Annotated in this window: 25 protein-coding genes; all 25 read left to right on the forward strand. The window is 54.3% G+C overall.

Features of this window, described 5'->3' with window-relative positions; genetic code table 11:
- Positions 1-14: 14 nt before the first annotated feature.
- The 25 genes from prfA (at position 15) to PHO67_00380 (ending at position 24,471) form a co-directional block, all read left to right on the forward strand.
- On the forward strand, positions 15-1,085 hold the full coding sequence (gene prfA / locus PHO67_00260; protein MDD5545585.1) for a peptide chain release factor 1: 1,071 nt from the start codon (positions 15-17) through the stop codon (positions 1,083-1,085).
- Between the two features lie 2 nt (positions 1,086-1,087).
- Complete coding sequence (gene prmC / locus PHO67_00265; GenBank protein MDD5545586.1) at positions 1,088-1,873, forward strand: peptide chain release factor N(5)-glutamine methyltransferase; 786 nt, start codon at positions 1,088-1,090, stop codon at positions 1,871-1,873.
- On the forward strand, positions 1,873-3,138 hold the full coding sequence (murA, locus tag PHO67_00270; GenBank protein ID MDD5545587.1) for a UDP-N-acetylglucosamine 1-carboxyvinyltransferase: 1,266 nt from the start codon (positions 1,873-1,875) through the stop codon (positions 3,136-3,138). Before prmC ends, murA begins: the two co-directional genes overlap by 1 nt.
- A gap of 3 nt (positions 3,139-3,141) precedes the next feature.
- Positions 3,142-3,384: a 30S ribosomal protein S16 gene (rpsP, locus tag PHO67_00275; protein MDD5545588.1), complete on the forward strand. Its 243-nt coding sequence runs from the start codon at positions 3,142-3,144 to the stop codon at positions 3,382-3,384.
- Position 3,385: 1 nt separating this feature from the next.
- Positions 3,386-4,120, forward strand: coding sequence for a tRNA (guanosine(37)-N1)-methyltransferase TrmD (trmD, locus tag PHO67_00280; protein MDD5545589.1), 735 nt, complete (start codon positions 3,386-3,388; stop codon positions 4,118-4,120).
- Complete coding sequence (gene rplS / locus PHO67_00285) at positions 4,120-4,455, forward strand: 50S ribosomal protein L19 (GenBank protein MDD5545590.1); 336 nt, start codon at positions 4,120-4,122, stop codon at positions 4,453-4,455. Before trmD ends, rplS begins: the two co-directional genes overlap by 1 nt.
- On the forward strand, positions 4,442-5,026 hold the full coding sequence (locus tag PHO67_00290) for a ribonuclease HII (protein ID MDD5545591.1): 585 nt from the start codon (positions 4,442-4,444) through the stop codon (positions 5,024-5,026). The genes rplS and PHO67_00290 overlap by 14 nt, the downstream gene beginning before the upstream one ends.
- Positions 5,023-5,628, forward strand: coding sequence for a histidine phosphatase family protein (locus PHO67_00295; protein MDD5545592.1), 606 nt, complete (start codon positions 5,023-5,025; stop codon positions 5,626-5,628). The genes PHO67_00290 and PHO67_00295 overlap by 4 nt, the downstream gene beginning before the upstream one ends.
- 197 nt (positions 5,629-5,825) lie before the next feature.
- Entirely contained in the window at positions 5,826-6,998 is a 1,173-nt protein-coding gene (locus tag PHO67_00300; GenBank protein MDD5545593.1) for a glycoside hydrolase family 2 TIM barrel-domain containing protein, read from the forward strand.
- A 7-nt stretch (positions 6,999-7,005) separates the two neighbouring features.
- Entirely contained in the window at positions 7,006-8,106 is a 1,101-nt protein-coding gene (gene rlmN / locus PHO67_00305) for a 23S rRNA (adenine(2503)-C(2))-methyltransferase RlmN (protein ID MDD5545594.1), read from the forward strand.
- Entirely contained in the window at positions 8,100-10,127 is a 2,028-nt protein-coding gene (locus tag PHO67_00310) for a hypothetical protein (protein MDD5545595.1), read from the forward strand. The genes rlmN and PHO67_00310 overlap by 7 nt, the downstream gene beginning before the upstream one ends.
- A 46-nt stretch (positions 10,128-10,173) precedes the next feature.
- A complete protein-coding gene (locus PHO67_00315) occupies positions 10,174-11,853 on the forward strand; it encodes a formate--tetrahydrofolate ligase (GenBank protein ID MDD5545596.1) in 1,680 nt (559 codons plus the stop codon).
- Positions 11,854-11,855: 2 nt separating this feature from the next.
- Positions 11,856-12,341 (forward strand): cyclodeaminase/cyclohydrolase family protein, encoded by a 486-nt coding sequence (locus PHO67_00320; GenBank protein ID MDD5545597.1) that lies wholly within the window; start codon positions 11,856-11,858, stop codon positions 12,339-12,341.
- The gene (locus PHO67_00325) at positions 12,338-13,153 is read left to right on the forward strand and encodes a bifunctional 5,10-methylenetetrahydrofolate dehydrogenase/5,10-methenyltetrahydrofolate cyclohydrolase (protein MDD5545598.1); all 816 of its coding nucleotides are present in this window, start codon (positions 12,338-12,340) and stop codon (positions 13,151-13,153) included. The genes PHO67_00320 and PHO67_00325 overlap by 4 nt, the downstream gene beginning before the upstream one ends.
- Positions 13,150-13,812: a methylenetetrahydrofolate reductase C-terminal domain-containing protein gene (locus PHO67_00330; protein MDD5545599.1), complete on the forward strand. Its 663-nt coding sequence runs from the start codon at positions 13,150-13,152 to the stop codon at positions 13,810-13,812. Before PHO67_00325 ends, PHO67_00330 begins: the two co-directional genes overlap by 4 nt.
- A complete protein-coding gene (locus PHO67_00335; protein ID MDD5545600.1) occupies positions 13,813-14,679 on the forward strand; it encodes a methylenetetrahydrofolate reductase in 867 nt (288 codons plus the stop codon).
- A gap of 126 nt (positions 14,680-14,805) precedes the next feature.
- Entirely contained in the window at positions 14,806-15,354 is a 549-nt protein-coding gene (locus PHO67_00340; protein ID MDD5545601.1) for a hypothetical protein, read from the forward strand.
- Positions 15,323-17,740, forward strand: coding sequence for a homocysteine S-methyltransferase family protein (locus PHO67_00345; GenBank protein ID MDD5545602.1), 2,418 nt, complete (start codon positions 15,323-15,325; stop codon positions 17,738-17,740). The genes PHO67_00340 and PHO67_00345 overlap by 32 nt, the downstream gene beginning before the upstream one ends.
- A 5-nt stretch (positions 17,741-17,745) precedes the next feature.
- A complete protein-coding gene (panB, locus tag PHO67_00350) occupies positions 17,746-18,600 on the forward strand; it encodes a 3-methyl-2-oxobutanoate hydroxymethyltransferase (GenBank protein ID MDD5545603.1) in 855 nt (284 codons plus the stop codon).
- Positions 18,601-18,631: 31 nt separating this feature from the next.
- A complete protein-coding gene (locus tag PHO67_00355; GenBank protein MDD5545604.1) occupies positions 18,632-19,441 on the forward strand; it encodes a sulfide/dihydroorotate dehydrogenase-like FAD/NAD-binding protein in 810 nt (269 codons plus the stop codon).
- On the forward strand, positions 19,441-20,838 hold the full coding sequence (gene gltA / locus PHO67_00360) for an NADPH-dependent glutamate synthase (protein ID MDD5545605.1): 1,398 nt from the start codon (positions 19,441-19,443) through the stop codon (positions 20,836-20,838). Before PHO67_00355 ends, gltA begins: the two co-directional genes overlap by 1 nt.
- Positions 20,839-21,915, forward strand: a complete 1,077-nt coding sequence (locus PHO67_00365) for a hypothetical protein (protein MDD5545606.1) — start codon at positions 20,839-20,841, stop codon at positions 21,913-21,915.
- A complete protein-coding gene (mnmA, locus tag PHO67_00370; protein MDD5545607.1) occupies positions 21,912-22,979 on the forward strand; it encodes a tRNA 2-thiouridine(34) synthase MnmA in 1,068 nt (355 codons plus the stop codon). Before PHO67_00365 ends, mnmA begins: the two co-directional genes overlap by 4 nt.
- Positions 22,967-23,767 (forward strand): ATP-dependent sacrificial sulfur transferase LarE, encoded by an 801-nt coding sequence (gene larE / locus PHO67_00375; protein ID MDD5545608.1) that lies wholly within the window; start codon positions 22,967-22,969, stop codon positions 23,765-23,767. Before mnmA ends, larE begins: the two co-directional genes overlap by 13 nt.
- Positions 23,767-24,471 carry a diphthine--ammonia ligase gene (locus tag PHO67_00380; GenBank protein ID MDD5545609.1) on the forward strand — a complete coding sequence of 235 codons (705 nt, stop codon included), beginning with the start codon at positions 23,767-23,769 and terminating at the stop codon, positions 24,469-24,471. The genes larE and PHO67_00380 overlap by 1 nt, the downstream gene beginning before the upstream one ends.
- The last annotated feature ends 22 nt before the right edge of the window (positions 24,472-24,493 follow it).

Below are 24,493 nucleotides of genomic sequence, written 5' to 3' on the forward strand. Positions count from 1 at the left end.
AGGGCTTATACAGGATGTTTGAGGCTTTGGAGACCAGGGTCAGGCGCTATGAGGAGCTCGAGAAGCTGATCACCGATCCGAAGGTGATAGCGGATTCGTCCGCCTACCAGCGGTATACGAAGGAATTAGCTTCGCTCAGGCGCATAGTCTCCAAGTACAGGGAGTACAAGAAAATAGATTCGGAGATCGGCGAGCTCGAGGACCTTCTGGAGAAGAAGTCTTCCGACGCGGAATTCGCCGAGATGGCAAAAGAGGAATTATCCGGCCTCAGGAAAATAAGGCCGGGCCTCGAGAGAGAAGTCGAGGAGATGCTCCTCGAGAACGACCCGGATGCGGATAAGAATATAATCGTCGAGATCCGCGCAGGCACCGGAGGACAAGAGGCGTCGCTTTTCGCCGCCGACCTCTTCAGGATGTATTCCAGGTACGCCGCGAGCCAGGACTGGAAGGTCGAGTTGCTGAATTCGAGCTTATCAGAAGCCGGCGGGTTCAAGGAAGTCGTCTTCGGTGTGGACGGCAACGGCGTATACCGGAAGATGAAATTCGAGTCGGGCGTCCACAGGGTGCAGAGGGTCCCGGCCACTGAAGCGTCGGGCAGGATACATACCTCGACTGTCTCGGTAGCGGTGCTCCCGGAGGCCGAGGACGTGGACATAAAGATCGACGCGAAAGACCTTAAGGTGGATGTATTCAGGTCGTCAGGCGCCGGAGGCCAATCCGTAAATACCGCGGACTCGGCTGTCAGGATCACACACATCCCTACCGGGATAGTGGTCCAATGCCAAGACGAGCGTTCCCAGTTGAAGAATAAGAATAAGGCGATGAAGGTCCTGCGCGCGAGGATAATGGATAAGGCGGTGACCGAGCAGCAGCAGAAGATAGCCAATGAGCGCAAGACGCAGATAGGCACGGGAGAACGAAGCGAGAAGATACGGACTTATAATTACCCGGACAGGCGCATCACCGATCACAGGATAGGTTTTACTGTCCATAATCTCGAGAACGTCCTTGAAGGCGACCTCGAGGAGGTCATAATGGCGCTTTTAAAGCAGGAGAAAGACCTCAAGCTCAAGGAGGCAAAATAAATATGGATTCACTAGAACAGCTTGCGTGCTGGGCGTTCAATTGCGACCGCGCGCAATTATATACAGGCGATTACGAGGCGGACGAGGAGAACATAAAACTCTTCCATGAGGCGCTGGACTCATACGCCCGCGGTATCCCGGTCCAATACATCACCGGCGAGGCGGAGTTCATGGGTTTCGATTTCGACGTCAACCCGTCCGTCCTCATACCGAGGCCCGAGACGGAGATACTCGTCGAGAGGGTCCTGGCGCTTATGGAGAGGGAAGGCATCACGGAACCGTCCATCCTAGACCTCGGGACCGGTTCAGGGGCAATAGCCGTCAGTTTGACAAAACTGAGCCCGTCCTGTAAAATAGTAGCCTCCGACGTTTCCGAAGAGGCCCTGGAAGTCGGCAGGGAGAACGCCGCGGCAAACGGCGTAGGCGACAGGATAGAATTCGTCCTATCCGACCTGTTTGAGCGCATTCCCGGCAGGAGGAAGTTCGACCTGGTCATCTCGAACCCGCCCTATATACCGAGCGAGGATTACGGTTCCCTGCCTCCGGAGGTGAGGAGCGAGCCGAGGATCGCCCTGGACGGCGGGTTGAAAGGCCTGGAGTTTTATAAAAGGATAATCCCTGACGCCGCAAAGAGGTTGAACCGCGGCGGGTATCTTGCGCTGGAGATAGGATACGGCCAGGCGCGGGAGATAAACGGTCTTCTCGCGTCCTCGGGATCATATGCCGATGTCGAGATATTGAAAGATTATAACGATATAGACAGGATAGTTTTCGCTAAGAGGCGTTGATGGATAAGATAGTAATTGAAGGCCCGACGAGATTAAGGGGGACGGTCGAGGTAAGCGGGGCGAAGAATTCGGCGCTGCCGATAATGGCAGCCACGCTCCTTACCGATGAGAAGTGCGTATTAAAACGTGTCCCTCCCTTGCGCGACGTAAACACCATGATAAAGATCCTGCGCAACCTGGGCGTGAAAGTGCAGGTGGAGCCCGGGCGGTTGGTGATAGAACCCAGGGGATATAAAAATTATATAGCGCCGTATAAATACGTCAAGGAGATGCGCGCCTCATTCTGCGTCCTCGGGCCGATCCTCGCGAAGCACAGGAAGGCCCAGGTATCGTATCCGGGAGGCTGCGCCATCGGGAACCGTCCGGTGGACCTCCACCTTAAAGGCATAAGGGCGCTCGGCGCGGACCTGAAGATAGAGCATGGTTACGTCGTGGGCGAGACGAAGCAGCTTAAAGGGGCGCATGTATATTTAGGCGGGGCGTTCGGCTCGTCGGTCCTGGCGACCGATAACGTCATGATGGCCGCGACTCTGGCTAAGGGCAGGACCGTTATAGAGAACGCGGCCTGCGAGCCGGAAGTCGTAGACCTCGCGGATTTCCTGAATAAGATGGGCGCGAAGATAAGAGGGGCCGGGACGCATTTTATCGAGATAGAGGGTGTAAAGAGGTTGGGCGGGGCCGAGGCCGAGGTGATACCCGACAGGATAGAGGCCGGCACTTTCATGGTCGCGGCCGCGATCACCGGGGGCGATATCACCGTAAAAGGGGCGAGGTTCGACCATCTCGGCGCGCTGGTGGATAAATTACAGGATTCAGGCGTCACGATAACGCGCCACGGAAAAGATATACGCGTCCGGGTCCAGAGGCAGTTGAGGCCGGTCGATATAACGACCCTGGCTTATCCCGGGTTCCCGACCGACCTGCAGGCGCAGATGATGGCACTAATGACTACAATAAACGGGATAAGCGTCATAACAGAGAAGATATATCCCGACAGGTATATGCATGTGAGCGAGCTGGCAAGGATGGGAGCGCAGATAAAACTCGAGGGCGACTCGGCTATCGTAAAGGGAATAAAACAGCTGAGCGGCGCCCCGGTGATGGCGTCGGATCTGCGCGCCTCGGCCGCGCTTGTATTGGCCGGCATGGCCGCGAGAGGCAGGACCGACGTCTCAAGGGTCTACCATTTGGATAGGGGTTATGATAGGATAGAGAATAAACTGTCGCAATTGGGAGCGAATATACACAGAGAAAGGGAGGAGTAATCAATGGCAGCAGTGATCAGGTTGAAGAGGCTGGGGACAAAGAAGATGCCGCATCAGAGGATAATCGTCATAGATGGCCACAAGGGCCGCGATATGAAGGCGATCGAAGAGCTCGGCTATTATGATCCAACGAAGAAGCCGGCATTCGGCAACCTCAAGAAGGAGAGAATACTGCACTGGATAAAGCTCGGCGCGAAGCCTTCTCCGGCCGTATCGAACATATTCAGGAAATCCGGCATAATCTAATTTGATGCGGATAGATATTCTTACGCTCTTCCCGAAGATGTTCGAGGGCGTGCTCGAGGAATCGATAATAAAGCGCGCGCGGAAAAGCGGGAAAGCGGATATACGGGTGCATAACCTGCGCGACTGGACCGACGACAAGCATAAGAAAGTCGACGACAAGCCGTTCGGCGGCGGGCCGGGAATGGTCATAAAACCGCAACCGCTCTTTGACTCGGTTAGGGATTTAAAGACGAGATCAGCAAGGGTCGTTTTAATGACGCCCCAGGGAAAGAGGCTGGACCAGCAGGTTGCCGGTAAAATGTCCGGGTATAAGCATATCATAATAGTCTGCGGACATTATGAGGGCATCGACGAGCGCTTCCGGAAGAAGCTCGTTACCGATGAGATATCGCTCGGGGATTTCGTCCTGACCGGCGGGGAGATACCCGCTATGGCGCTGGTCGACAGCCTGGTAAGGCTCGTGCCCGGCGTAGTCGGGGATAAGGATTCGCTAGAATTTGAGTCGTTCGCGTCCGGCCTCCTGGAATACCCGCAGTACACAAGACCGGCAGAGTTCAGGGGCCTTAAGGTGCCGGAAGTGCTTTTGTCCGGCGACCATAATAAGATAGATGAATGGAGAAGAGAGATGGCAATGAAGAGGACGAGATCGCGGCGTCCTGATATGTATAAAAAATTGAGCCTCCGCATCGGCGGGGCGAAATCCCGCCTCAGCGGGATAACTAAGGAGAAGAAGTGATGAATAAATGCGCTGCAGCGGAAAAGGATTACCTTAAGAAAGAGATACCGGCGTTCAAGGTCGGGGATACGGTAAAGGTCATGGTAAAGATCAGGGAGGAGGATAAGTTCCGCCTCCAGGCCTTTGAGGGTGTCGTTATAAAAAAGAGAGGAAGCGGCATCTCGTCGAGTTTCACGGTCCGCCGCGTCTCTTACGGCGAGGGCGTGGAGAGGACTTTCCCGCTCCATTCGCCTTCGGTCGATAAGGTCGAGGTGGTAAAATCCTCGAAGCCGAAAAGGGCAAAGCTCTATTACATGCGTAAAAATGTCGGCAAAAAGGCTGATGTTGTATCATGAGCGTAAATTAAGCAGGCAAGGCAAAAAACAGGTCGCGGGGATAGATGAGGCAGGGCGAGGTCCGCTGGCCGGCCCGGTCGTCGCCGCCGCGGTAATATTAAGGGATCTCAGGTTCAAGAACAGGATAGCCGATTCCAAGGTCCTCTCAAGGTTTGCGCGCGAGAGGGCCTACGAGGAGATACTCAGGAAAGCGGATATCGGGATCGGCATCGTAGGCGAAAAAGATATAGACAGGATAAATATCCTGCGGGCGAGCCTCCACGCCATGGAGTTGGCGGTCTACGACCTCGGCATAAGGCCTGACCACCTCCTTATAGACGGCAACATCCAACCGGAATTACCCCACCCAAAGACGACATTAATAGGCGGAGAATCGCGTTCCATCTCTATTGCCTGCGCTTCTATCGTCGCTAAGGTCACGAGGGATTTTATAATGACTTATTACGATGCCTTATACCCCGAATACGGGTTCGCCAGGCACAAGGGCTACGGGACGCGTTTGCATTTCATCGCGATAAGGAGGTTCGGCCCGTCGCCGATCCACAGGCGGAGTTTTACCCTTATAAAATGAACTTATTCATATTGAGGCACGGCGAATCGGTCTGGAATAAAGAGGACAGGGTCCAGGGAAGGAAGGACCCGGGGCTTAGCGGCGCAGGAAAACGCCAGGCCGAGGCCGCCGGTAAACGGCTCAAGAAAGAAAAGATCGGGATCATCTATTCCAGCACCCTTAAGCGTTGCGTCCAGACCGCGCGGATAATCGCGCGCCGGACAGGGGCCAAGATAAAATTCGAACCCGATATGCAGGAGATAATCCTTGGCGTCTGGCAGGGTAAGACGATAGACGAGGTAAAAAAACTTTATCCCAGGTCATACGCGGTCTGGCTTAAGGACCCTTCGAAGGCGGGTATCCCGGGCTGGGAGGGTGTGCCGAAGTTCAGGAAGAGGGTAGACCGCGCCTTCGGTTCGATATTGGGAAAAGACGCCGCGGCGAATGTCTGCGTCGTGACGCACTGGGGCGTGATAGCCGCCCATCTGGCGAAGACGTTCGACGCTGATTTCGACCGTATCTTCCAGAGGATAAGGGTGGATAATTGCGGCATCAGCAAAATTTCATATTTTAACGGAAAGGGGATAATACAATGCGTAAACGATACGCGGCATCTGAGTTAGGCAATCGGTTCGCTCGGCCTTACTTTATTACTCGAAACAAATCTATGGCGGGCTGCGTCATAAACCGGCTCTTCGCTCACCCGATTGCCTTAACTCTGATTTCGTGTTTTTTTATTACGCTCGTTTTTCCCCCCGTTTTTTCGCAAGAAATACAACAAGGAAGCATTGTCAAAATCACAGGTCAAAAAGGAAGCTGGGTGCTCGAGGTCAACGGCAAGCCGTTCTATATCAAAGGCGCCGGGGTCGGAAGGATGACCGGCGCGGGCGGCGCCGATTACCTTAAAATGGCGCAGGAACTGGGCGCCAATGCCGTACGCACCTGGGGCACCGACCAGGGCACGCAGGAATATTTCGATACCGCGCTTAAGTACGGCCTTATGGTCGACGCCGGGATATGGCTTAATTACGCCAAGAAAGGCACGGAATATACTTATATCGGCGATAACGTGTATAAACAGAATAAGACGCAGGAGATAACAGGTTACGTAAATAAATTCAAGGGCCATCCGGCGCTGTTGATGTGGAACATAGGCAACGAGGCGATCTTTTTCACTAAGGACGAGGAAGAACGCGTAGCATTGGCGAAATTCCTCGAGGAAACGGTGCAGATGGTCCATAAGCTCGACCCCAACCATCCGGTCATCTATACCTCGGCCGATACGACCGCGTTACCGTATATACAGCAATACGCCCCAAGCCTCGATATATTCGGCATGAATATATACGGCAGCGTAAGGATGTCGCACGCCAAATGGGACAAATCCGGGTTGGAAATGCCGTATTGCGTTACCGAATACGGGCCGCACGGGCCGTGGGACGTCAAGAAGGACCAGAACGGCGCCTCGCTGGAGGAACCCGACCAGGCGAAAGCGGCCATATACAGGAATATGACGCGCGAGATAATGAACTTCAAGGGATATGATATCGGAGGCTTCGCGTTCCACCTCGGGGAGACTTCGCAGGAGTCGCTTACGTGGTGGAATATAAACCAAAAGTTGCTGAAGAAGGCCTCCTTCTGGGAATTATACAAAATATATACCGGAGGCAGGCCGCTAAATCTCCCTCCGCGGATAACAACGTTGAAATTGGGCAAGACAAAAAATATCGCTCCCGGGGAGACTATAGGTATCACGGCCGAGGCAGCCGACTCCGACAGCAATCCACTCGATTACTCCTTCGTCGTATCGACGGCGCAAGAAGGGATACTGCAGTATTATGTCAACAAGGAGGTGCCGGTGAAGTTCGAGAACGTCGGCGCAAGATTCAGGATGACCGCTCCCGCCGCCAAAGGGCTCTACAGGCTTTATCTCATCGTAAACGACGGGAACGGGAACGCAGCCGCCGCTAACAGGTCGTTCAAGGTCGAATAAAAGACATATGCCCGAAAAAAAAGAGGACATAAAAGACCTCTCCCTCGATGAACTCAAGGCGCGTATCCGCAGCCTCAATGAGCCTCCGTATAGGGCGGAGCAGATCTTCGAATGGATATACAAAAAAGGGGCCAGGTCATTCGGCGTCATGACTGACCTTCCCGCCAAACTCCGCGATTATCTCACCAATAAATTCTTCATTACCGGCTCGGAGACAATAAAAAAACAGGTCTCAAAATCCGATGGCACCCGGAAATACCTCTTCAAATTAAATGACGGCGAGGAGATTGAGAGCGTTTATATCCCGGCCAAAGATCGAACAGGCAGGCACACGGTATGCCTCTCATCGCAGGCGGGGTGCGCCTTCGGCTGTTATTTCTGCGCTAGCGGGTTGCTCGGGTTCAAGAGGGACCTGCGCTGCGGGGAGATACTCGACCAGGCGCTAGCCATACAGGATGATATCGGAGCGGCTAAGGTCCCTGTGGGGTCCAAGGGCACTGCGGGGGCCAGGCGCATAACCAATGTGGTAATGATGGGCACCGGCGAGCCGCTCGTTAATTACGATAACGTTATCAAGGCCGTCGGGATAATGAATTCCCCCCTGGGGCTTGGCATCGGCGCGAGGAAGATAACCGTCTCGACTGCCGGATACATCCCCGGGATGAAACGGTATATGCAGGAGAAAGAACAGTTCGAGCTTTCAGTCTCGCTGCACGCCGCCGATGACATAAAACGGTCAAGGCTCATGCCAATAAACAAAAAGTATCCCCTCTCCGAACTGATGGAAGTTTGCCGCGAATACACAAAAGGTAAGGGGAGGATAATCACTTTCGAATATATCCTTATCAAGGATGTCAACTCTTCGCCTACCGACGCGCAAAATCTTGTCAGGCTGCTAAAGGCGCTTAACTGCAAAGTGAACCTTATCCCGTTCAATGCGGTCCCTGATTTTAAATTTGCCACGCCATCTAATAAGGATGTCGGAAATTTCCAGGAGATATTGGAGAAAGGCGGGATAAACTCGACCATAAGGGCGCAGAGGGGCGCCGACATCGACGCCGCCTGCGGGCAATTACGCCTGCGCGAGGCGGGAGGGGAGAAATGCTGAACAGGAATAAGACCATAACCTTCCTCGCCTTAATCCTGCTTGTTACGCAAGGCCTTTGCTTATCCGAAGAAGAGAAGGGCTGGGTGCCGTATTATTTCGGACCGGCTACGTCCGGCGGGCTCGTCTCGGAAAACGACGAGGGGATCATCCTATCCCTCGATAAGGCAGGCGCGTTCGGCGCCTATAATCCCAGCAAGTTCGGCGGCAATTTTGACGCGCAGACCGAGATAAAGACCGGGAAGGGCATCTGCGGGATGATGTTGTTCAAGGACAACGGCGGCAGACCCGACCCGTCAAATTTCGTCGGCATAGAGAGGCGGGAAGACGAGGACGGCAACAAGACGGTGAGGGTCTTCGCGATAAAAGACGGGCAGGATTTCACGCAGCAGGGCGCCCAGTGGAACCCGCGTTTCGAAGCGGTCCTGAATAACGAGTCGTTCGGCTTCGAGGCGAAGGCCTTCCGGATACTCGAGGACGAGAAGGCGAAATGCCTTCATTTTTATTACAAATACGAGAGGAAGATCGACGGGGAGAAGAGGGAGGGGTGGCTGGAGTTCTCGACGCTTCCCGATTGGGACGGGAAACCGTTCTATTTCTATCCGTATGTGAAAAGCAACGGCGATTTTACCTCGAAAGCGGTCTTTATGAAACCTATGGTAATGCTTACGCCGTCCGATGACAGGTCCGACAAGGATACTGGGTTTAAGGCTACGAGGCGCGATTACACTTTTTCGGGATTCTCCGGGGACGCGGTCGTCGTCACCTTCGACAGGGAATTTCCGTTTTACGATAAGGCCAAATTCGTCTTCTGGAGCGAGGCGGAATATATACCCTGGTGGCATATCGACGACAAATGCGCGGCATATTATGAATTCTGCGAGATATGGGGCGGCGCGACCGAGGGCTGCGATGAGCCTATGGGCGACCGGCTGCTGCGTTGGACCAAGGCGGATATCGTAGAGTCGAACAAGGCGCGCGTCATAGTCCATTGGCGTTATGTGTTGGCGGACCCCGAATACAAGTGGTGGAGCATGGACCCGGTCGAAAAGCCTTATGCGGACGAGTGGTACTGTTTTTACCCGGACGGGACCGGGGTGAGGAAAGTCACATATACGCCGGTCACCACTTCGAAATACGAGACCGATTGGAACGAAATATCGGAGTTGACCGTCATAAAGCGCGGCGGCGTAAAGCCGTCCGAGATCATAGACAAAAAAGCCGTCTCGATATTCAATCTTGACGGGAAGAAGGTCGATTACCTGTGGGACCTCTCCAAGAAAAGGACGCCGGCGAAGAGGGACGATGAGACCAGGAACTGGCCCGAAGCGATATGCCGCGTGAACCTCAAGGACAGGCCTGCCGTATTCGAGGTATTCGCGCAGGGCGAGGAGGCGTATAAAAAGACTTTCCCCGAGCCGTTCAAGAACTGGTGGGGGCATTACGGCGAGGATTGGGCGTTTGAGATGCGGGGCCAGAAGGAATACGAAGGTGATTTCGGTGTATTCTCGCACTGGCCGATAAGCAAAATGCCTTATGAAGAACCAGACAAGACGTTCGGCAGGTACCTGCGCGAGCCGGGCCATATATCGCTATTGCCGATCGCCGGCCATCCCAAAGTCAAGGGCCCGACGACGTGGGCGATGCTTGTGGGTATGAGCAAGCCTTGGGACGACCAGGATGCCCGCGACAGGACTTCGTCCTGGCTTTATCCCGGCGACATCAGCATGATAGACGAGAACGCGAAATTCATCGGGAACGACTATTACCAGCGCGCGCTCGTATTTGAGACGGACAAGCTTAACCGCGCCTGCCAGTTCACTATGTATCCTAAGATCATCTCTTCCGTCGTCGTAAATCCCGTATTCATCATAAAGAACTGGGGCAATAACCCGGTCTCGGTCACGATGAACGGCAAACCGCTCAAAGAAGGCCTCGACTACCGCTGCGCCATTGAAGGCGACTCCGCCGTCATCTGGGTCAAGGCCAAATTCTCCGGCCAAACCGCGTTCTTGATAAAGTAATATGCCTTGACGCAAATCGTTTGTTTGCCTATAATAAAGATTCACCATGTTCGCTAAAAAACCGCATTCCACATCAGAGATCGCGAGGCTCACGCATCCCAAGCAGATCGTTGGGGTTGCGACAAAAGCCGGCTTAAACGCCGACGAGCTCGAGCTTTACGGCAATTTCAAGGCCAAGATCACGCTCGCCGTACTGCAGAGGCTGAAGCAACGCCCTGACGGGAAACTTATCCTGGTCACGGCAATGACCCCGACTAAGTACGGCGAAGGCAAGACATGCATTTCGATAGGCCTTACCCAGGCGCTGGGACGCCTGAAGAAACGCGTCATTCTATGCCTTCGCGAACCGTCGCTGGGACCGGCATTAGGGCTTAAGGGCGGCGGCTGCGGCGGAGGATACGCGCAGGTCCTGCCGATGGAGGATATAAATCTCCATTTCACGGGCGATATACACGCGGTAACCGCGGCGCACAATCTTTTGAGCGCCATCATAGATAACCACTTGGCGAAGGGGAATGAATTAAAGCTTGACCCGAAAAGGATAATCTGGCGCAGGACGATAGACCTTTGCGACAGGAGTTTGCGCGAGGTACAGGTCGGCATTGCCGAAGGCGCGGTAAAGAGGCGCGAGGGCTTTGATATCACGGCCGCCTCGGAGATAATGGCGTGCCTGGCGCTCACTACGGGCTACAAAGACCTAAAAGAGAGGCTCGGGAAGATAATAATCGGTTTTACGAATAAGGGCAGGCCTGTCACCGCGTCCGAGATGAAGGTCGTCGGCGCGATGGCCGCCATATTAAAGGACGCGATAAAGCCCAATATGGCGCAGACGCTCGAGGGCCAGCCGGCATTCGTGCACATGGGGCCGTTCGGTAACATCGCCCACGGAACGAACAGTATCTTAGCTACGCAGATGGCTCTCAAACTCGCCGATTACGCGATAGTCGAGACCGGCTTCGGCACCGACCTGGGATTCGAGAAATTTTGCGATGTGGTTACGAGGCAGGGAAAATTCAAGCCCGACTGCGCGGTAGTGGTCGCGAGCGCGAGGGCGTTGAAGTCCCACGGCGGCGCGGCTGATACTGACCTCGAGAAGGAAGACCAGGAAGCGCTTAATAAAGGCCTGCCGAACCTCGAACGGCACATCGAGAACGTAAAGAAATTCGGGATCTGGCCGGTCGTGGCGATAAACAGGTTCCCGGGGGATCCGGAGAACGAATTGAACAGGGTAAAGGAATTTTGCAGGAGCAAGGGGGTCCTCGCCGAGATAGCGGAGGTGGTCGCCAAGGGCGGGGAGGGCGGCGAGAAACTCGCGCAGGCAGTCATCGCGACCATGCAGGAGCATCCCTCGAAATTCAAGCCGCTTTACGACCCGGAGCTTTCGATAAAAGAGAAGATAGAGAAGATCGCCACCGAGGTATACGGCGCCGAGGGCGTGGTATACGTCGGGACATCAGAAGATGATATAAATTTCCTCACCGAAAATAACTACGATGAGCTTCCGGTGAATATGGCCAGGACGCACCTGTCGTTTACCGACGACCCGAAGGTGAAGGGCGCCCCGGCGGGATGGCGGCTCAAGGTCAAAGAGGTGAAGGTCTCGGCAGGCGCGGGTTTCCTGGTCGCGTTGACCGGCGAGATGAACCTGATGCCCGGGATGCCGAAGGTCCCGCTTGCCGAGCGGGTCGACGTGGATAACGACGGCAATATAACGGGGTTATTCTAAAGATGAAGATAAGCGCGAAGAACAGGATCGATCTTTTTGTAAAAGAACTGGGAGAGAGGAAGCCCTCACCCGGCGGCGGCGCGGGAGCGGCTTTAACCGGCGCCCTCGGGGCCGCGCTCATAATAAAAGTCGCGAATTTTACGATCGGAAAAAAGAAATATAAAAGATACGATAATGAAGCCAGGTCTATGGCAAAAAAGGCCGAGGCGTTAAGGAATAAATTGGGCGCCTGTATAGAAAGGGACGCCAGGAGATATAACGAATACGCGAGGACCAGGAGCAAGGCCTCGATGCAAAAGGCCTCGGATTGCGCGGCAGAGATATCGAAACTTTCCGGGCAAGGCGTGAAGATATGCATGAGGCTAAAGAAGATAGGGAATAAGAACCTGAAGGGGGATATAACCGCCGCGGAATTATTTTTGCGGGCGGCGGCCAAGGCGTCGGGGAACCTGATAAAGCAGAAAAAGAAGAGGTGGATCGTCAGATGACGGCCAAGATACTGGACGGAAAAGAGCTCGCCTCTAAATTAAAAGCGCAGCTGAAGCGCGAGGTGGGTGCCATAAAGAAAAAATACGGCAGGACGCCCATGCTCTCGGTCATACAGGTGGGCGTGCACAAGCCGGCGACCATCTACATAAATTCACAGGAGAAACTGGCCAGGGAACTCGGCATAAAATACAGGAAGGTCTGTTTAGGCGCTTCGGTCTCGCAGGACGAGCTTATCCGCGCGATAAAGAAATTGAACAGGGATAAGGCGACGACCGCCGTAATGCTCGGCCTGCCTCTGCCGAAGACGATAAACCTCAAACAGACGATATTCTATATAGATCCGTCCAAGAACGTCGAGAGGGTCAACCCCACGGCGTCGGCGGTGATGGAGATAATAAGGTCGACCGGGATAAGCCTCTTCGGCAGGGAAGCGGTTGTTGTGGGGCATGGCGAATTGGTCGGTAAACCCATAGCGATGTCTTTGTTGGATAAGCTGGCTACCGTGACTGTCTGCCACATCGGCACGGCCGCGCGAGGGGACCTTAAGGACCATATATCGCGCGCCGAGGTGCTGGTTGTCGCGGTCGGAAAACCGAACCTCGTAAAAGGCGGATGGATAAAGAAGGGCGCCATCGTGGTCGATGTCGGCATAACCAAAGTAGGCGGCAGGATAGTCGGCGATGTGGAATTCGATACAGCGAAGAAGCGCGCGGGGTTCATAACCCCCGTCCCCGGAGGGGTCGGGCCGCTCACCGTGATAATGTCGATGTGCAATTGTATGGCGCTCTTTAAGGAGCAGGTGAAAAGATGATAATCACGAAACAGAAACCCATAGATGAGATACTCAAATACCTCGAAGGCGTTAAGAACGTCTTCATAGCCGGCTGCGCCCAGTGCGCGACCGTCTGCAAGACCGGCGGGGAGGATGAGGTAAAGAAAATGGAAGAGCTCCTCAAGGGTCACGGCAAGAATATCACGGCCATAGAGATATGGGACCCGCCTTGCCACCTGCTCGAGGTCAGGAAACGGGCGCGCGACAATAAAGCGGCGCTCGACAAGGCCGATGTCATACTTTCGATGAGCTGCGGCGACGGATGTTTCACGATATTCCACGGGACCGGCAAGAAGGTGGTCCCGGCCACCGATACGTTATTTTTGGGCGAGGCCGAAAGGGCCGGACATTTCGCAGAGGTGTGTTCGCTCTGCGGCGACTGCACGTTATTCATGACCGGCGGTTACTGCCCGAATACGTTCTGTCCCAAGGGGCTGCAGAACGGGCCGTGCGGCGGAGTCAAGGACGGCAAATGCGAAGTGAGCCCGGATATCGACTGCGGCTGGCTGTTGATATATAACCGCCTCAAGGAGCTCGGGGAACTGGACAAGATGAAAAAGATCCATCCCCCGAAGGACCACTCTAAATCGATAAAACCGCGCAAGGTCGTGGTCGATGCTGTAAAGAAAAGGACATAGATGACCTTAAAAGAAAAAATTAAAAATAAGAAGTTCATGATAACGAGCGAGATAGGCCCGCCTAAAGGGACCGACGTCAAAACTATCCTCGAGGAGGCGCGCCTTCTTAAGGGCAGGGTCGACGCGGTCAACGTGACCGATTCGCAGAGCGCGGTGATGAGGCTCGGCTCGCTCGCCGTCAGCCGGCTTTTGAAAGAAGAAGGCGTGGAGCCTGTATACCAGCTGACCTGCCGCGACAGGAACAGGATAGCGCTGCAGTCCGACGCTTTGTCCGCGGCCGTCCTGGGCATAGAGAATATCCTGGTGCTGACCGGCGACCACCCGTCGCGCGGCGACCATCCGGAAGCGAAGCCTGTCTTCGACCTCGACTCGGTCCAGCTGATCGAGACCTTAAAGAAGCTCGAGAGCGGGAAGGACCTTTCCGGGAAGGAACTTAAGGGTGCCCCGAAATTCTGCATCGGCGCGGTCGTAAACCCGGGCGCGGACCCGGTTGAGCCGGAACTGATAAAATTCGAGAAGAAGTTAAAGGCGGGCGCCGAGTTCTTCCAGACGCAGGGCGTCTATGACGTTAAGGCATTCGCGAAATTCATCGATAAGGTAAAACAATATAATACCTGTATAATCGCGGGCATCATACTTATTAAATCTCCTGACATGGCGAGGTTCATGAACAAGAACGTCGCCGGGATATTTATACCTGACAGCCTGATAAATGAAGTCGAAGGCGCCGCCGATAAGCAGGATAAGGCCGTTGAGATAGCGGCGCGCACCATAAAAGAGTTGAAAGGCCTGGCGCAGGGCGTCCATATAATGTCGTTGGGCTGGAACAGGCTCGTCCCCCGCATCCTGGATGCCGCGGGCCTTTAGGAGATAAAGATCGTCTTTCTGAAGAATATCCCTATAAAGATACCGGCGGACCTCGTCCTCTCGCGCCTCAAATTCGCTAAATATAAGACAAAGGCGGACAAGAAGATATTCGCGTTCATCTCCTGCGTGATCGAGGAGGGCCATTCGCTCGCGGAGCCGAAGGCTGCCTACGGGATATTTGATGTCGCGGTGAGCCGCGAAGTGGTAAGGTTCACTTCAATGAACCTTACCATAAAAAGCAGCGGCCTGGCGAAACGGCTTAAGGGAGCCGGCAAGGCGGCGCTCTTTGTATGCACGATCGGTAAAGATCTCACCGATGCGGTGAACGGATACGTGACCAAAGGCGAGATAGCGCGCGCGACGGTCCTGGACGCGGCCGGCTCGGAAGCCGTCGAGGCGCTCGCCGAGCTTATAGACAATGTGATAAAGGCGAAAGCCAAGGCCGAGGGTTGCGCGGCAACGGCGCGGTTCAGCCCGGGATACGGGGACTGGACGATATTCGACCAGCCTAAAATATTAAAAGTCATGAGGTCGGACAAGATCGGAGTAAAGGCGGTAAAGAGCTGCATCATGGTCCCGGAGAAATCTGTCACGGCATGCATCGGCCTTATAAAGAAAGGCCAAAGGCCCATAAGAAAGGTATATGAAAAAAATATCGGCCCGCTTAAAAAATGAGATACTGATATACGACGGCGCGCTGGGCACTGTCTTACAGGAGACAGGGGCGCTGAAGGCCGGGGCCTGCCCCGAGGAATTGAATCTCCTGGAGCCCGATATCATAAGGGCCATCCATCTTGATTACATAAAAGCCGGTGCCGATATCATCGAAACGAACTCTTTCGGCGGCAGCAAATTAAAACTCGCGGCATACGGGCTTGAGAAAGAGGCAGACAGGATAAATTACGAGGCGGCGCGCATCGCGAGGTCCGCGGCCGCAGGTAAGGCATATGTCGCGGGCTCTGTCGGGCCTCTCGACAGGCAGTTAACGCCGCTGGGCGACCTATCTTTTGACGAAGCGGTAAAGATATTCGAGGACCAGATACGGGCCCTTAAGGAAGGCGGATGCGACCTGATAATATTGGAGACCTTCGCCGATATAAAGGAGCTGAAGGCTGCATTCGTCGCGGCCCGCCAGGCAGGCGGCCGGATCCCCATACAGGCGCAGATGACGTTTGAGGGCGGCGAGCGCAGCACATACGGAACTCCGCCGTCGGCGTTCGCGGTCTTGTTCCGGTCTCTCGGCGCGGATATCATCGGAACGAACTGTTCTACCGGCCCGAAGGAATTGATAAAAGTAGTTAAAGAGATCATCTTATATACCGATAGATCCATCTCATGCCTTCCGAACGCGGGTCTTCCGGAATTACGCGCAGGCAAGACATATTTTCCCGAAAGCCCGAAGTCCTTCGCGAGATACGCCGCGGAGTTCGCCGGATTGGGCGTGAACCTGATCGGCGGATGCTGTGGTACCACTCCGGAGCATATAAATGAACTGAAAAAGATCTTAAAAAACAGGAGGCCGGCAAAGAGGAAGTATTCCCCCGCGTTCAGGCTATCCTCGAGGACAAAGGTCGTGGAGCTTAACGCGAAGACGCGCCCGTTGATCATAGGCGAGCGCATCAACCCGACCGGGAAGAAAAACCTCCAGGAGGAGATAAAGGCCGGCAAGTCCGTCACTATCAGGCGCGAGGCGATAGAGGAGACCAAAAAAGGCGCGGACATCCTGGATATTAATGTCGGTGTGCCGGGGACGCGCGAGCAGGAGACGATCGTCCCGGCCATAGAGGCTGTCCAGGCGGTCAGCGAAGCGCCGGTGTCTATAGACAGCGCGAATCCCGCGGCCGTCGAAGCGGCGCTGAAGGAAGTCTCCGGAAAGCCGCTGATCAATTCGGTCAACGGCGAGAAGGATAAGATAAATTTCATCCTGCCGCTCGCGAAGAAATACGGGGCGGCGATACTCGTCCTGACCCTGGATAAGTGCGGTATTCCGAAGGATTCGAAAGCCCGCGTTAAGATCGCAACAAGCGTCATAAATAAGGCGCTAGCGCTCGGCATACAAAAAGAAGATATAATCGTAGACCCGCTCACGCTGGCCATATCGGCTGAGCCTAAGCAGGTGAAGGAGACGCTCAAAGCGATCAAGGAACTGAAGAAGAAAGGATTCTCCTCCTCGTTAGGCGTAAGCAATGTGTCGTTCGGGCTGCCGAACAGGAGGAAGATAAACGCGGATTTTTTCTCGCTGGCGCTCGCATCCGGCCTTGATCTCGCGATAATAAACCCGAGCGACGACAATATGTTCTGGGTCGCGAAACAAAAGAAGAGGCGCGCTGCGGACGAAGCCGGTATAAAGAAATTCCTGAAGGCCGCGCTCAGCCCTATCGAAGAGGTTTCGAGGAAAAAGCTGGAAGTAAAGCCGGGCGAGCATAAAGACGTGAAGACGCGGCTTAAAGAAGCGGTCCTCTACGGCGACAAGGAAAATATCACCTCGTATGTCGAAGAGGCGCTTTCCCAAGGCATCGCCCCACTCGAGATAAACAGCAAGATACTTATCCCAGCCCTGGAGGTAGTCGGCGAGAAATTCGGCAAAAGGGAATATTTCCTCCCGCAAGTGATATTATCGGCGGAGGCAGTCCAGCGGGCGTTCGGGCGGCTCAAGAAAGAGATAAAACCCGGCGAAGAGGAAGATAAGGGTACTATCGTGATCGCGACCGTCGAGGGCGATATACATGATATCGGGAAGAATATCGTCATATCGGTCCTGGAAAACCACGGCTATAAGATATTCGATCTCGGCCGCGGCGTGCCGGCCGATACGATAATAAAAGAAGCGGTAAAGAACAAAGCCGATATAATCGGCTTGAGCTCCCTGATGACGACGACAATGATACAGATGGAGCGCGTCATAAAGGAATTGAAGAAGAAGGGCCTTAATTTCAAGACGATAGTGGGCGGCGCGGTAGTGACCGAGGCGTTCGCCAAAGAAATAGGCGCCTCAGCCTACGCGCGCGACGCGATCGAGGCGGTCAATATCGTAAAATCGCTCATGAAAGAGGGAAGGTGACGGCAATGGAGCGGAAGAAGATAACCATACCGGATATCCAGAAGAAGAAACAGGAAGGCAGGAAGATAACGCTGCTTACCGCCTATGATTACCCGTCCGGGCGGCTCATCGACGAAGCGGGCGTTGATATCATACTTATAGGCGATTCGCTGGCGATGACCGTGCTGGGGTATGAGTCGACCGTCCCCATAACTATGGATGAGATGATCCATCACGCCAAAGCCGTAAAGCGCGGCGTCAGATACGGGCTTATGATAGGCGATATGCCTTTTATGACATATAACATAGGCGAGAAAGAGACCGTAAGAAATGCAGGCAGGTTCATAAAAGAGGGCGGCTGCGGTGCCGTAAAGATCGAGGGCGGCACCGAGATGACGGGTGTCGTAAAAGCATTGGTAAAGGCAGGAATTCCGGTCCTGGGACACATAGGACTAACGCCTCAGACCGCTACGCAACTCGGCGGGTTCAAGGTACAGGGCAAGGATGCCGCGAGCGCGCAAAAACTCCTGGATTCCGCGCTTGCGCTGGAAAAAGCCGGCTGCTTCGCGATGATCCTCGAGTGCGTCCCGGACAAGCTCGCGAAATTGATAACGGAAAAACTTGAGGTTCCCGCTATAGGGATAGGCGCGGGCGCGTATTGCGACGGCCAGGCGCTCGTCACGAACGATATGATAGGATTATTCGACCGCTTCACGCCGAAGTTCGTCAAGAAATACGCCGACCTTTGGCCGTTACTTCTGAATGCGTTCAAGAGATATAAAGATGAAGTTGAGATAGGCAAGTTCCCGACCGAAGAGCACAGCTTTACGATGAATGAATCGGAGCTTAAAAAGATAAAAACCAAGAGGAGAGGCAAATGAAAAGGGCAGTCCCAACAACCGGAGTGATAGCATGCATAAGATAGCGGAGAAGAAGCAACTTGCGGATACGATAACTTTAATGAAAGTCGAAGCGCCGATGGTAGTGCGCGAGGCGAAGCCCGGGCAGTTCGTGGTCGTCCGGCTCGATGAGTTCGCCGAGAGGATACCGCTTACGATATGCGACGCTGACAAGGCGCGCGGGACCGTGACGCTCATCATACAGCAGCTCGGCAGGTCGACGAAAGACCTCTGCGCGTTAAAGGCGGGGGACCAGATAAGGGATATATTGGGGCCGCTGGGCAACCCCACGGAGATCGAAAAGTTCGGGACCGTGGTGATAATCGGCGGCGGCGTCGGCGCTGCGGAATTATATACCGCGGCAAAGGCCCTGAAAGAAAAAGGCAATAAGGTCATCACCATAATCGGCGCCCGCAACAAGAGTCTTATAATACTCGAGGATGAATTCAAGCCGATCGCCGACGAGGTGCTTATCACCACAGACGACGGAAGCTACGGCATCAAGGGTTTCGTGACCGACGCCCTTAAAAAGGTCATCTCGGAACAGAAGGTCGACCGCGTCATCTGCTGCGGCCCGATACCGATGATGAAAGCGGTCACCATGACCGCGAAGCCGCATAATATCCCCGCGATAGTGAGCCTGAACGCGATACTTTTGGACGCGACAGGGATGTGCGGGAGCTGCCGCTGCACCATAGAGGGCAAGACGAAGTTCTCGTGCGTCGACGGCCCGGAATTTGACGGATATAAAGTGGATTTTGACGAACTCATGGCGAGGAACAAGAGGTTCCTGGACGAAGAAAGGAGAGCGCTCGAGGTATAATGGCTATCAATAAGACACCCAGGCAAGAGATACCGGCCCGCAATCCGGAGGAGAGGAACAAGGATTTCAAGGAAGTATCATTGGGTTTCACCGAAGAGCAGGCGGTGCTCGAGGCGCAGCGCTGCATAGCGTGCAAGAAAAAGCCCTGCTGCAACGGCTGCCCGGTCGAGATAGACATACCTGAATTCATAAAACTCGTCGCGAAGAAAGATTATAAAGGCGCGATACAAAAGATAAAAGAGAAGAATAATCTCCCGGCCATCTGCGGGCGCGTCTGCCCGCAGGAGACACAGTGCGAGGCGTTATGCACTTTGATCGCTAAGGGCCAACCGGTCGCTATCGGCGCGCTGGAGAGGTTCGTTGCCGACCGGGAAGCGGAGCACCCGGGATCGAAAGAACCGCCTGTCATAAAAGAGAAGAAGGATATCAAAGTCGCCGTGGTCGGCGCCGGGCCGGCCGGGTTGACAGCTGCCGCAGACCTCGCCAGGTACGGTTATAAGGTAACACTCTTCGAATCGTTGAGCGCGAGCGGCGGCGTCTTAAGATACGGCATTCCCGAGTTCAGGCTTCCCAAGGCGATCCTCGACCGCGAGACCGAATATATAAAGTCGCTCGGCGTGGAGATAAAATATAACATCCTTATCGGCAGGACATTCTCGATAGCCGACCTTTTCAAGGACGGATACAAGGCGATATTCCTCGGGACAGGCGCCGGGCTGCCGTATTTCCTGGGCATCCCGGGCGAGAACTTAAACGGCGTCTATTCCGCCAACGAGTTCCTGACGCGGGTCAACCTTATGCACGCGTATGAGTTCCCGAAATATAAGACGCCGGTGAAGATCGGCGAACGCGTGGCTGTAGTCGGCGCGGGTAACACAGCCATGGACTGCGTGCGAGTGGCCAAGCGCCTGGGCGCCAAGGACGCGATAATAGTATACAGGAGGAGCGAGGCCGAGGCCCCGGCAAGGCGCGCGGAACTCGAGCACGCGAAAGAAGAACGTATAGAATTCCGGTTCCTTACGGCTCCTATCAAAATAGAGGGGAATGAAAAGGGCGAGGTAAAGAGCATGACCTGCCTGAAGATGGAGCTTGGCGAACCGGACGCGAGCGGCAGGAGGCGTCCGGTCCCGATAAAGGGTTCCGAATATGAGATGCCGGTCGATACAGTGATAATCGCGGTCGGGCAGGGGCCGAACCCCCTGATAGCGCATACGACAAAAGAACTCGCGGTCGACGAAAAATCCGGCGAGCTTAAGATAGACGAAAACTGCATGACCTCGATAAAAGGTATATTCGCCGGCGGAGATATCACTACCGGGGAAGGCACGGTCATCGCTGCTATGGGCGCGGGCAAGAAAGCCGCCGCGGCGATAGACAAGTTCCTTAAGAAAAAATAAATGAAGAAGTCCCTCTTTTTAGCGCTCTTGCCGCTCGTCGCTCTTTGCGCCAGCGGTTGTTTCATAAATATGGCCGCTACGACGAAGATAAACGACGACGGTTCGGGTTTCCGCATAACCGCCTATTCCGCTGACGGCGCGTCCGAGAAAGAGGAAGTGCTCAAGAATTATCTCCTGCCTCCGGGCGGCGAATGGAGGCTCAACCAGTATGTAAAAGATTCCCCGCCCCAGCATATCTACGAGGCAAAGCAGGTATTTACCGACCTGAATAAGCTGGCGCCGGACTATTACAGGAAAGGCGCGAAGCCCGGCGATGTTTCGGCCAATAAATTCTCCCTCAAGATCAACAGGGGCATATTATTTACGACTTACGAATACGGGGAGACGTATAAGGACTGCACCGACAGCGCCAGGATCAGGAAATTATGCGATAGCTGGTATGAACACTCCATAGAGACGGCCGCCACGGAAGTGGCGCGGGCTTTCCCGAAGGCGATAAAAAAGGAGAAAGCCAGGGAGCTGCTGGAAGCCGTATATCGTCCGTATTTTGATTATATGACCGCGGAATTTACCAGCGCCGGCCGGCAGGCGTTTGATGAGAAAAATGTGCAGTTCAAGGCGAAGATGGATGAGTTCGAGAAGAAATTCACCGCCGAGGGGTTCTCCGCGATCTTCGCCGGTTACATAATATCCGCGGATAAGGCGTCCGGCAAGGAAGCCATCTTGGAAAAATTGATGGCGGTGCACGCGAGCATCGACAAACAGCTTTCGGATTACGGGACCGCGATGAATGAGGCGAATTACGACGACGCTTTCGGTGTGTACGGCTGGCCGATATTCATGGGCTATTCGTTCGATATATCGGTCGTCATGCCCGGGCGGATGATCGAGGCCAATGCCGGTAAGATGACTTTGAATTCGGCGAAATGGGAATTCAAGAACGACGATTTCCTCCTCAAGGAATTTACCCTCCGGGCGAAGTCGCGTAAACTCAACCTGGCCGGCATCGGTATCATAGTAGCGATCCTGGCGGCGGCATTACTGGTAGCGTGTAAGAGGGAACGGAAGAATAAGTGAAAAAAGCCGTTGTCGCTATGAGCGGCGGCGTCGATTCATCGGTCGCCGCTTTTTTATTGAAAAAAGAGGGTTACGAGGTCATCGGTATCACCATGCAGCTCTGGTCGAAGGACCTCTGCGGAAAACACGGAGGGAAGAGCTGCTGCTCGCTAGAGGCGATAGAGGACGCCAGGAAGGTCGCCTCGCTCCTCGATATCCCGCATTACGTAATGAACCTCGAGAAGGATTTCAGCGATTCCGTCATTAAGTATTTCTGCTCCGAGTATGAGAAAGGGCGGACGCCTAATCCCTGCGTCGTCTGCAACAGCAGGATGAAGTTCGGCAAGCTAATGGAGAGGGCGAAGGTCCTCGGCGCGGAGCATGTCGCGACCGGCCATTACGCGAGGCTCGGCCGCGGCGAGAGCAACGGCCGGTATTACATAAACGAGGCCGCGGACAAGACTAAGGACCAGTCGTATTTTCTCTTCGACCTGTCCCAGGAGCAGCTTGAACATACGCTCTTTCCGCTCGGCGGGTTATCGAAGAAAGAGGTCAGGGAGATTGCCAGGTCGAACGGCCTGAAGGTCCATGATAAGCCCGAGAGCCAGGATATCTGTTTTGTGATAAAAGGCGATTATCGCGATTTTATAAAGGACAAGATAAAGAGAGTGAAACCCGGCAGGATAGTCGATACCGGAGGAAAGGTTTTGGGCGAGCATAAGGGCATTGCGTTCTATACGATAGGGCAAAGGGAAGGCCTGGGCGTCGCGGCCGGTAAGCCGGTATATGTCGTAAAGATCGACGCAGCAAAGAATGAGATCGTATTGGGCGACGCCGGAGAGGCGAAGGGCAGGGAATTGACGGCGAGAGGAATCTCATGGATGGCTGTAGAAGGACCGGATTCCGGCATCCGCGCTGAGGCGAAGATAAGGTATAACCACCCTAAGGCCGCCTGCGAGGTCATACCGGTCTCCGGCAAAAAAATGAAAGCCGTATTCGATGAGCCGCAGTACGCGATAACCCCGGGCCAGGCATTCGTATTTTATGAAGGCGAAAAGATATTAGGCGGCGGATGGATAGATTAAAAAAGATCTTAATGAGGCTGGGCAAGGTGGTGATCGCTTTTTCCGGCGGGGTGGATTCGACGTTCCTGCTCAAAGTAGCTAAAGATACTCTAGGCAGAAATAACGTCCTAGCTATCACCGCGACATCCGAGACCTACCCGTCTTCGGAACTCAGGGATGCCAAGAGGCTCGCGAAAAAAATAGGCGTCAGGCAGGTGGTGATAAGGACCGGAGAGTTCAACGATCCCAGGTTCAGGAAGAATCCTCCTCAGAGATGTTATTACTGCAAAAAAGAGCTCTTTAAAGAGATCGGGAAGGTCGCCCGGCGCGAAGGGTTCAGGCATATCGCCGATGCCTCCAATTATGACGACAGGAAAGATTTCAGGCCGGGCAGCCGCGCCGCAAAAGAGAGCGGCGTAGCCAGCCCGTTAAAAGAGGCGCGACTGACCAAGGACGATATACGCAGGCTGTCGAAAAAGCTGGGGCTGCCGACATGGGATAAGCCGTCTTATGCCTGCCTCGCGTCGCGCATACCTTATCATGATACGATAACCAGGCGGAAATTGGAGATGATAGAAAAAGCAGAGGATATCTTGCGGAATAATTACAGTTTCAGCCAAGTGCGCGTCCGCTGCCATGGTGATATCGCGAGGATCGAAGTGGCTCCGCGCGAGATACGGAAGTTCTTCAAAGGGGAAGCGGCTTCCGGGGTTGGAAAAAACCTTCAAAAACTGGGTTTTAAATATGTCACCGTGGACATATTGGGTTACCGGACGGGAAGCATGAACGAAACTTTATGGAGACGCTGATGAAAGAGAAAGTGATCTTTTCCTGGAGCGGCGGCAAGGACAGCGCGCTAGCGCTCCATGAACTGAAAGAGACGGGTAAATATGATATTGCCGCATTGCTTACGACGGTCACGAAGGATTATGACAGGGTAAGCATGCATGGCGTAAGGACTGCGCTGCTTGAGGCGCAGGCGGCGTCGCTCGGCATAAAACTTGAAAAGGCGTTGATGTCGAAGGGTGCCTCCATCGAAGAGAACGAGTCGAAGATCGGCGAGATAATGAGGCGGTATTTTGCCGAAGGGATCCTTTTGGCCGGAGCGGGAGATATCTGGCTGGAGGATGTGAGAAAATACAAAGATGACAACCTCGCGCGCATCGGGATGAAGGGCATCTATCCGCTATGGAAGCGCGACAGCGGCCAATTGGCCCGCAAGTTCATCGATTTGGGATTTAAGTCGGTCATCGTATGCGTCGACTCGACGCTCCTTTCCAAGGATTTTATAGGCAGGGAGTTCGACGGGTCTTTTCTGGCCGACCTGCCTGCCGGCGTCGACCCATGCGGAGAGAACGGCGAATTCCATTCATTCGTATACGCGGGCCCGGTATTCCGCCATGAGATACCGTTCGTAAAAGGCGAGATCGTACTCAGGGACAACCGCTATTATTTCTGCGACCTCTTGCCCGCAAATGCCGCCGTGGCGGCGCAGGAAACTGTTGATTTTTGACGTTTTTGTGATAACATAGGAA

It is taken from the genome of Candidatus Omnitrophota bacterium, from assembly GCA_028716565.1.
Lineage (GTDB): Bacteria > Omnitrophota > Gorgyraeia > Pluralincolimonadales > Pluralincolimonadaceae > Pluralincolimonas.

What these genes read in the sequence shown, in the direction of transcription:
- prfA (MDD5545585.1), top strand. Translation starts at nt 15, where the DNA reads ATGTTTGAGGCTTTGGAGACCAGGGTCAGGCGCTATGAGGAGCTCGAG.
- prmC (MDD5545586.1), top strand. Translation starts at nt 1,088, where the DNA reads ATGGATTCACTAGAACAGCTTGCGTGCTGGGCGTTCAATTGCGACCGC.
- murA (MDD5545587.1), top strand. Translation starts at nt 1,873, where the DNA reads ATGGATAAGATAGTAATTGAAGGCCCGACGAGATTAAGGGGGACGGTC.
- rpsP (MDD5545588.1), top strand. Translation starts at nt 3,142, where the DNA reads ATGGCAGCAGTGATCAGGTTGAAGAGGCTGGGGACAAAGAAGATGCCG.
- rplS (MDD5545590.1), top strand. Translation starts at nt 4,120, where the DNA reads ATGAATAAATGCGCTGCAGCGGAAAAGGATTACCTTAAGAAAGAGATA.
- PHO67_00290 (MDD5545591.1), top strand. Translation starts at nt 4,442, where the DNA reads ATGTTGTATCATGAGCGTAAATTAAGCAGGCAAGGCAAAAAACAGGTC.
- PHO67_00295 (MDD5545592.1), top strand. Translation starts at nt 5,023, where the DNA reads ATGAACTTATTCATATTGAGGCACGGCGAATCGGTCTGGAATAAAGAG.
- rlmN (MDD5545594.1), top strand. Translation starts at nt 7,006, where the DNA reads ATGCCCGAAAAAAAAGAGGACATAAAAGACCTCTCCCTCGATGAACTC.
- PHO67_00310 (MDD5545595.1), top strand. Translation starts at nt 8,100, where the DNA reads ATGCTGAACAGGAATAAGACCATAACCTTCCTCGCCTTAATCCTGCTT.
- PHO67_00315 (MDD5545596.1), top strand. Translation starts at nt 10,174, where the DNA reads ATGTTCGCTAAAAAACCGCATTCCACATCAGAGATCGCGAGGCTCACG.
- PHO67_00320 (MDD5545597.1), top strand. Translation starts at nt 11,856, where the DNA reads ATGAAGATAAGCGCGAAGAACAGGATCGATCTTTTTGTAAAAGAACTG.
- PHO67_00325 (MDD5545598.1), top strand. Translation starts at nt 12,338, where the DNA reads ATGACGGCCAAGATACTGGACGGAAAAGAGCTCGCCTCTAAATTAAAA.
- PHO67_00330 (MDD5545599.1), top strand. Translation starts at nt 13,150, where the DNA reads ATGATAATCACGAAACAGAAACCCATAGATGAGATACTCAAATACCTC.
- PHO67_00335 (MDD5545600.1), top strand. Translation starts at nt 13,813, where the DNA reads ATGACCTTAAAAGAAAAAATTAAAAATAAGAAGTTCATGATAACGAGC.
- PHO67_00345 (MDD5545602.1), top strand. Translation starts at nt 15,323, where the DNA reads ATGAAAAAAATATCGGCCCGCTTAAAAAATGAGATACTGATATACGAC.
- panB (MDD5545603.1), top strand. Translation starts at nt 17,746, where the DNA reads ATGGAGCGGAAGAAGATAACCATACCGGATATCCAGAAGAAGAAACAG.
- PHO67_00355 (MDD5545604.1), top strand. Translation starts at nt 18,632, where the DNA reads ATGCATAAGATAGCGGAGAAGAAGCAACTTGCGGATACGATAACTTTA.
- gltA (MDD5545605.1), top strand. Translation starts at nt 19,441, where the DNA reads ATGGCTATCAATAAGACACCCAGGCAAGAGATACCGGCCCGCAATCCG.
- PHO67_00365 (MDD5545606.1), top strand. Translation starts at nt 20,839, where the DNA reads ATGAAGAAGTCCCTCTTTTTAGCGCTCTTGCCGCTCGTCGCTCTTTGC.
- larE (MDD5545608.1), top strand. Translation starts at nt 22,967, where the DNA reads ATGGATAGATTAAAAAAGATCTTAATGAGGCTGGGCAAGGTGGTGATC.
- PHO67_00380 (MDD5545609.1), top strand. Translation starts at nt 23,767, where the DNA reads ATGAAAGAGAAAGTGATCTTTTCCTGGAGCGGCGGCAAGGACAGCGCG.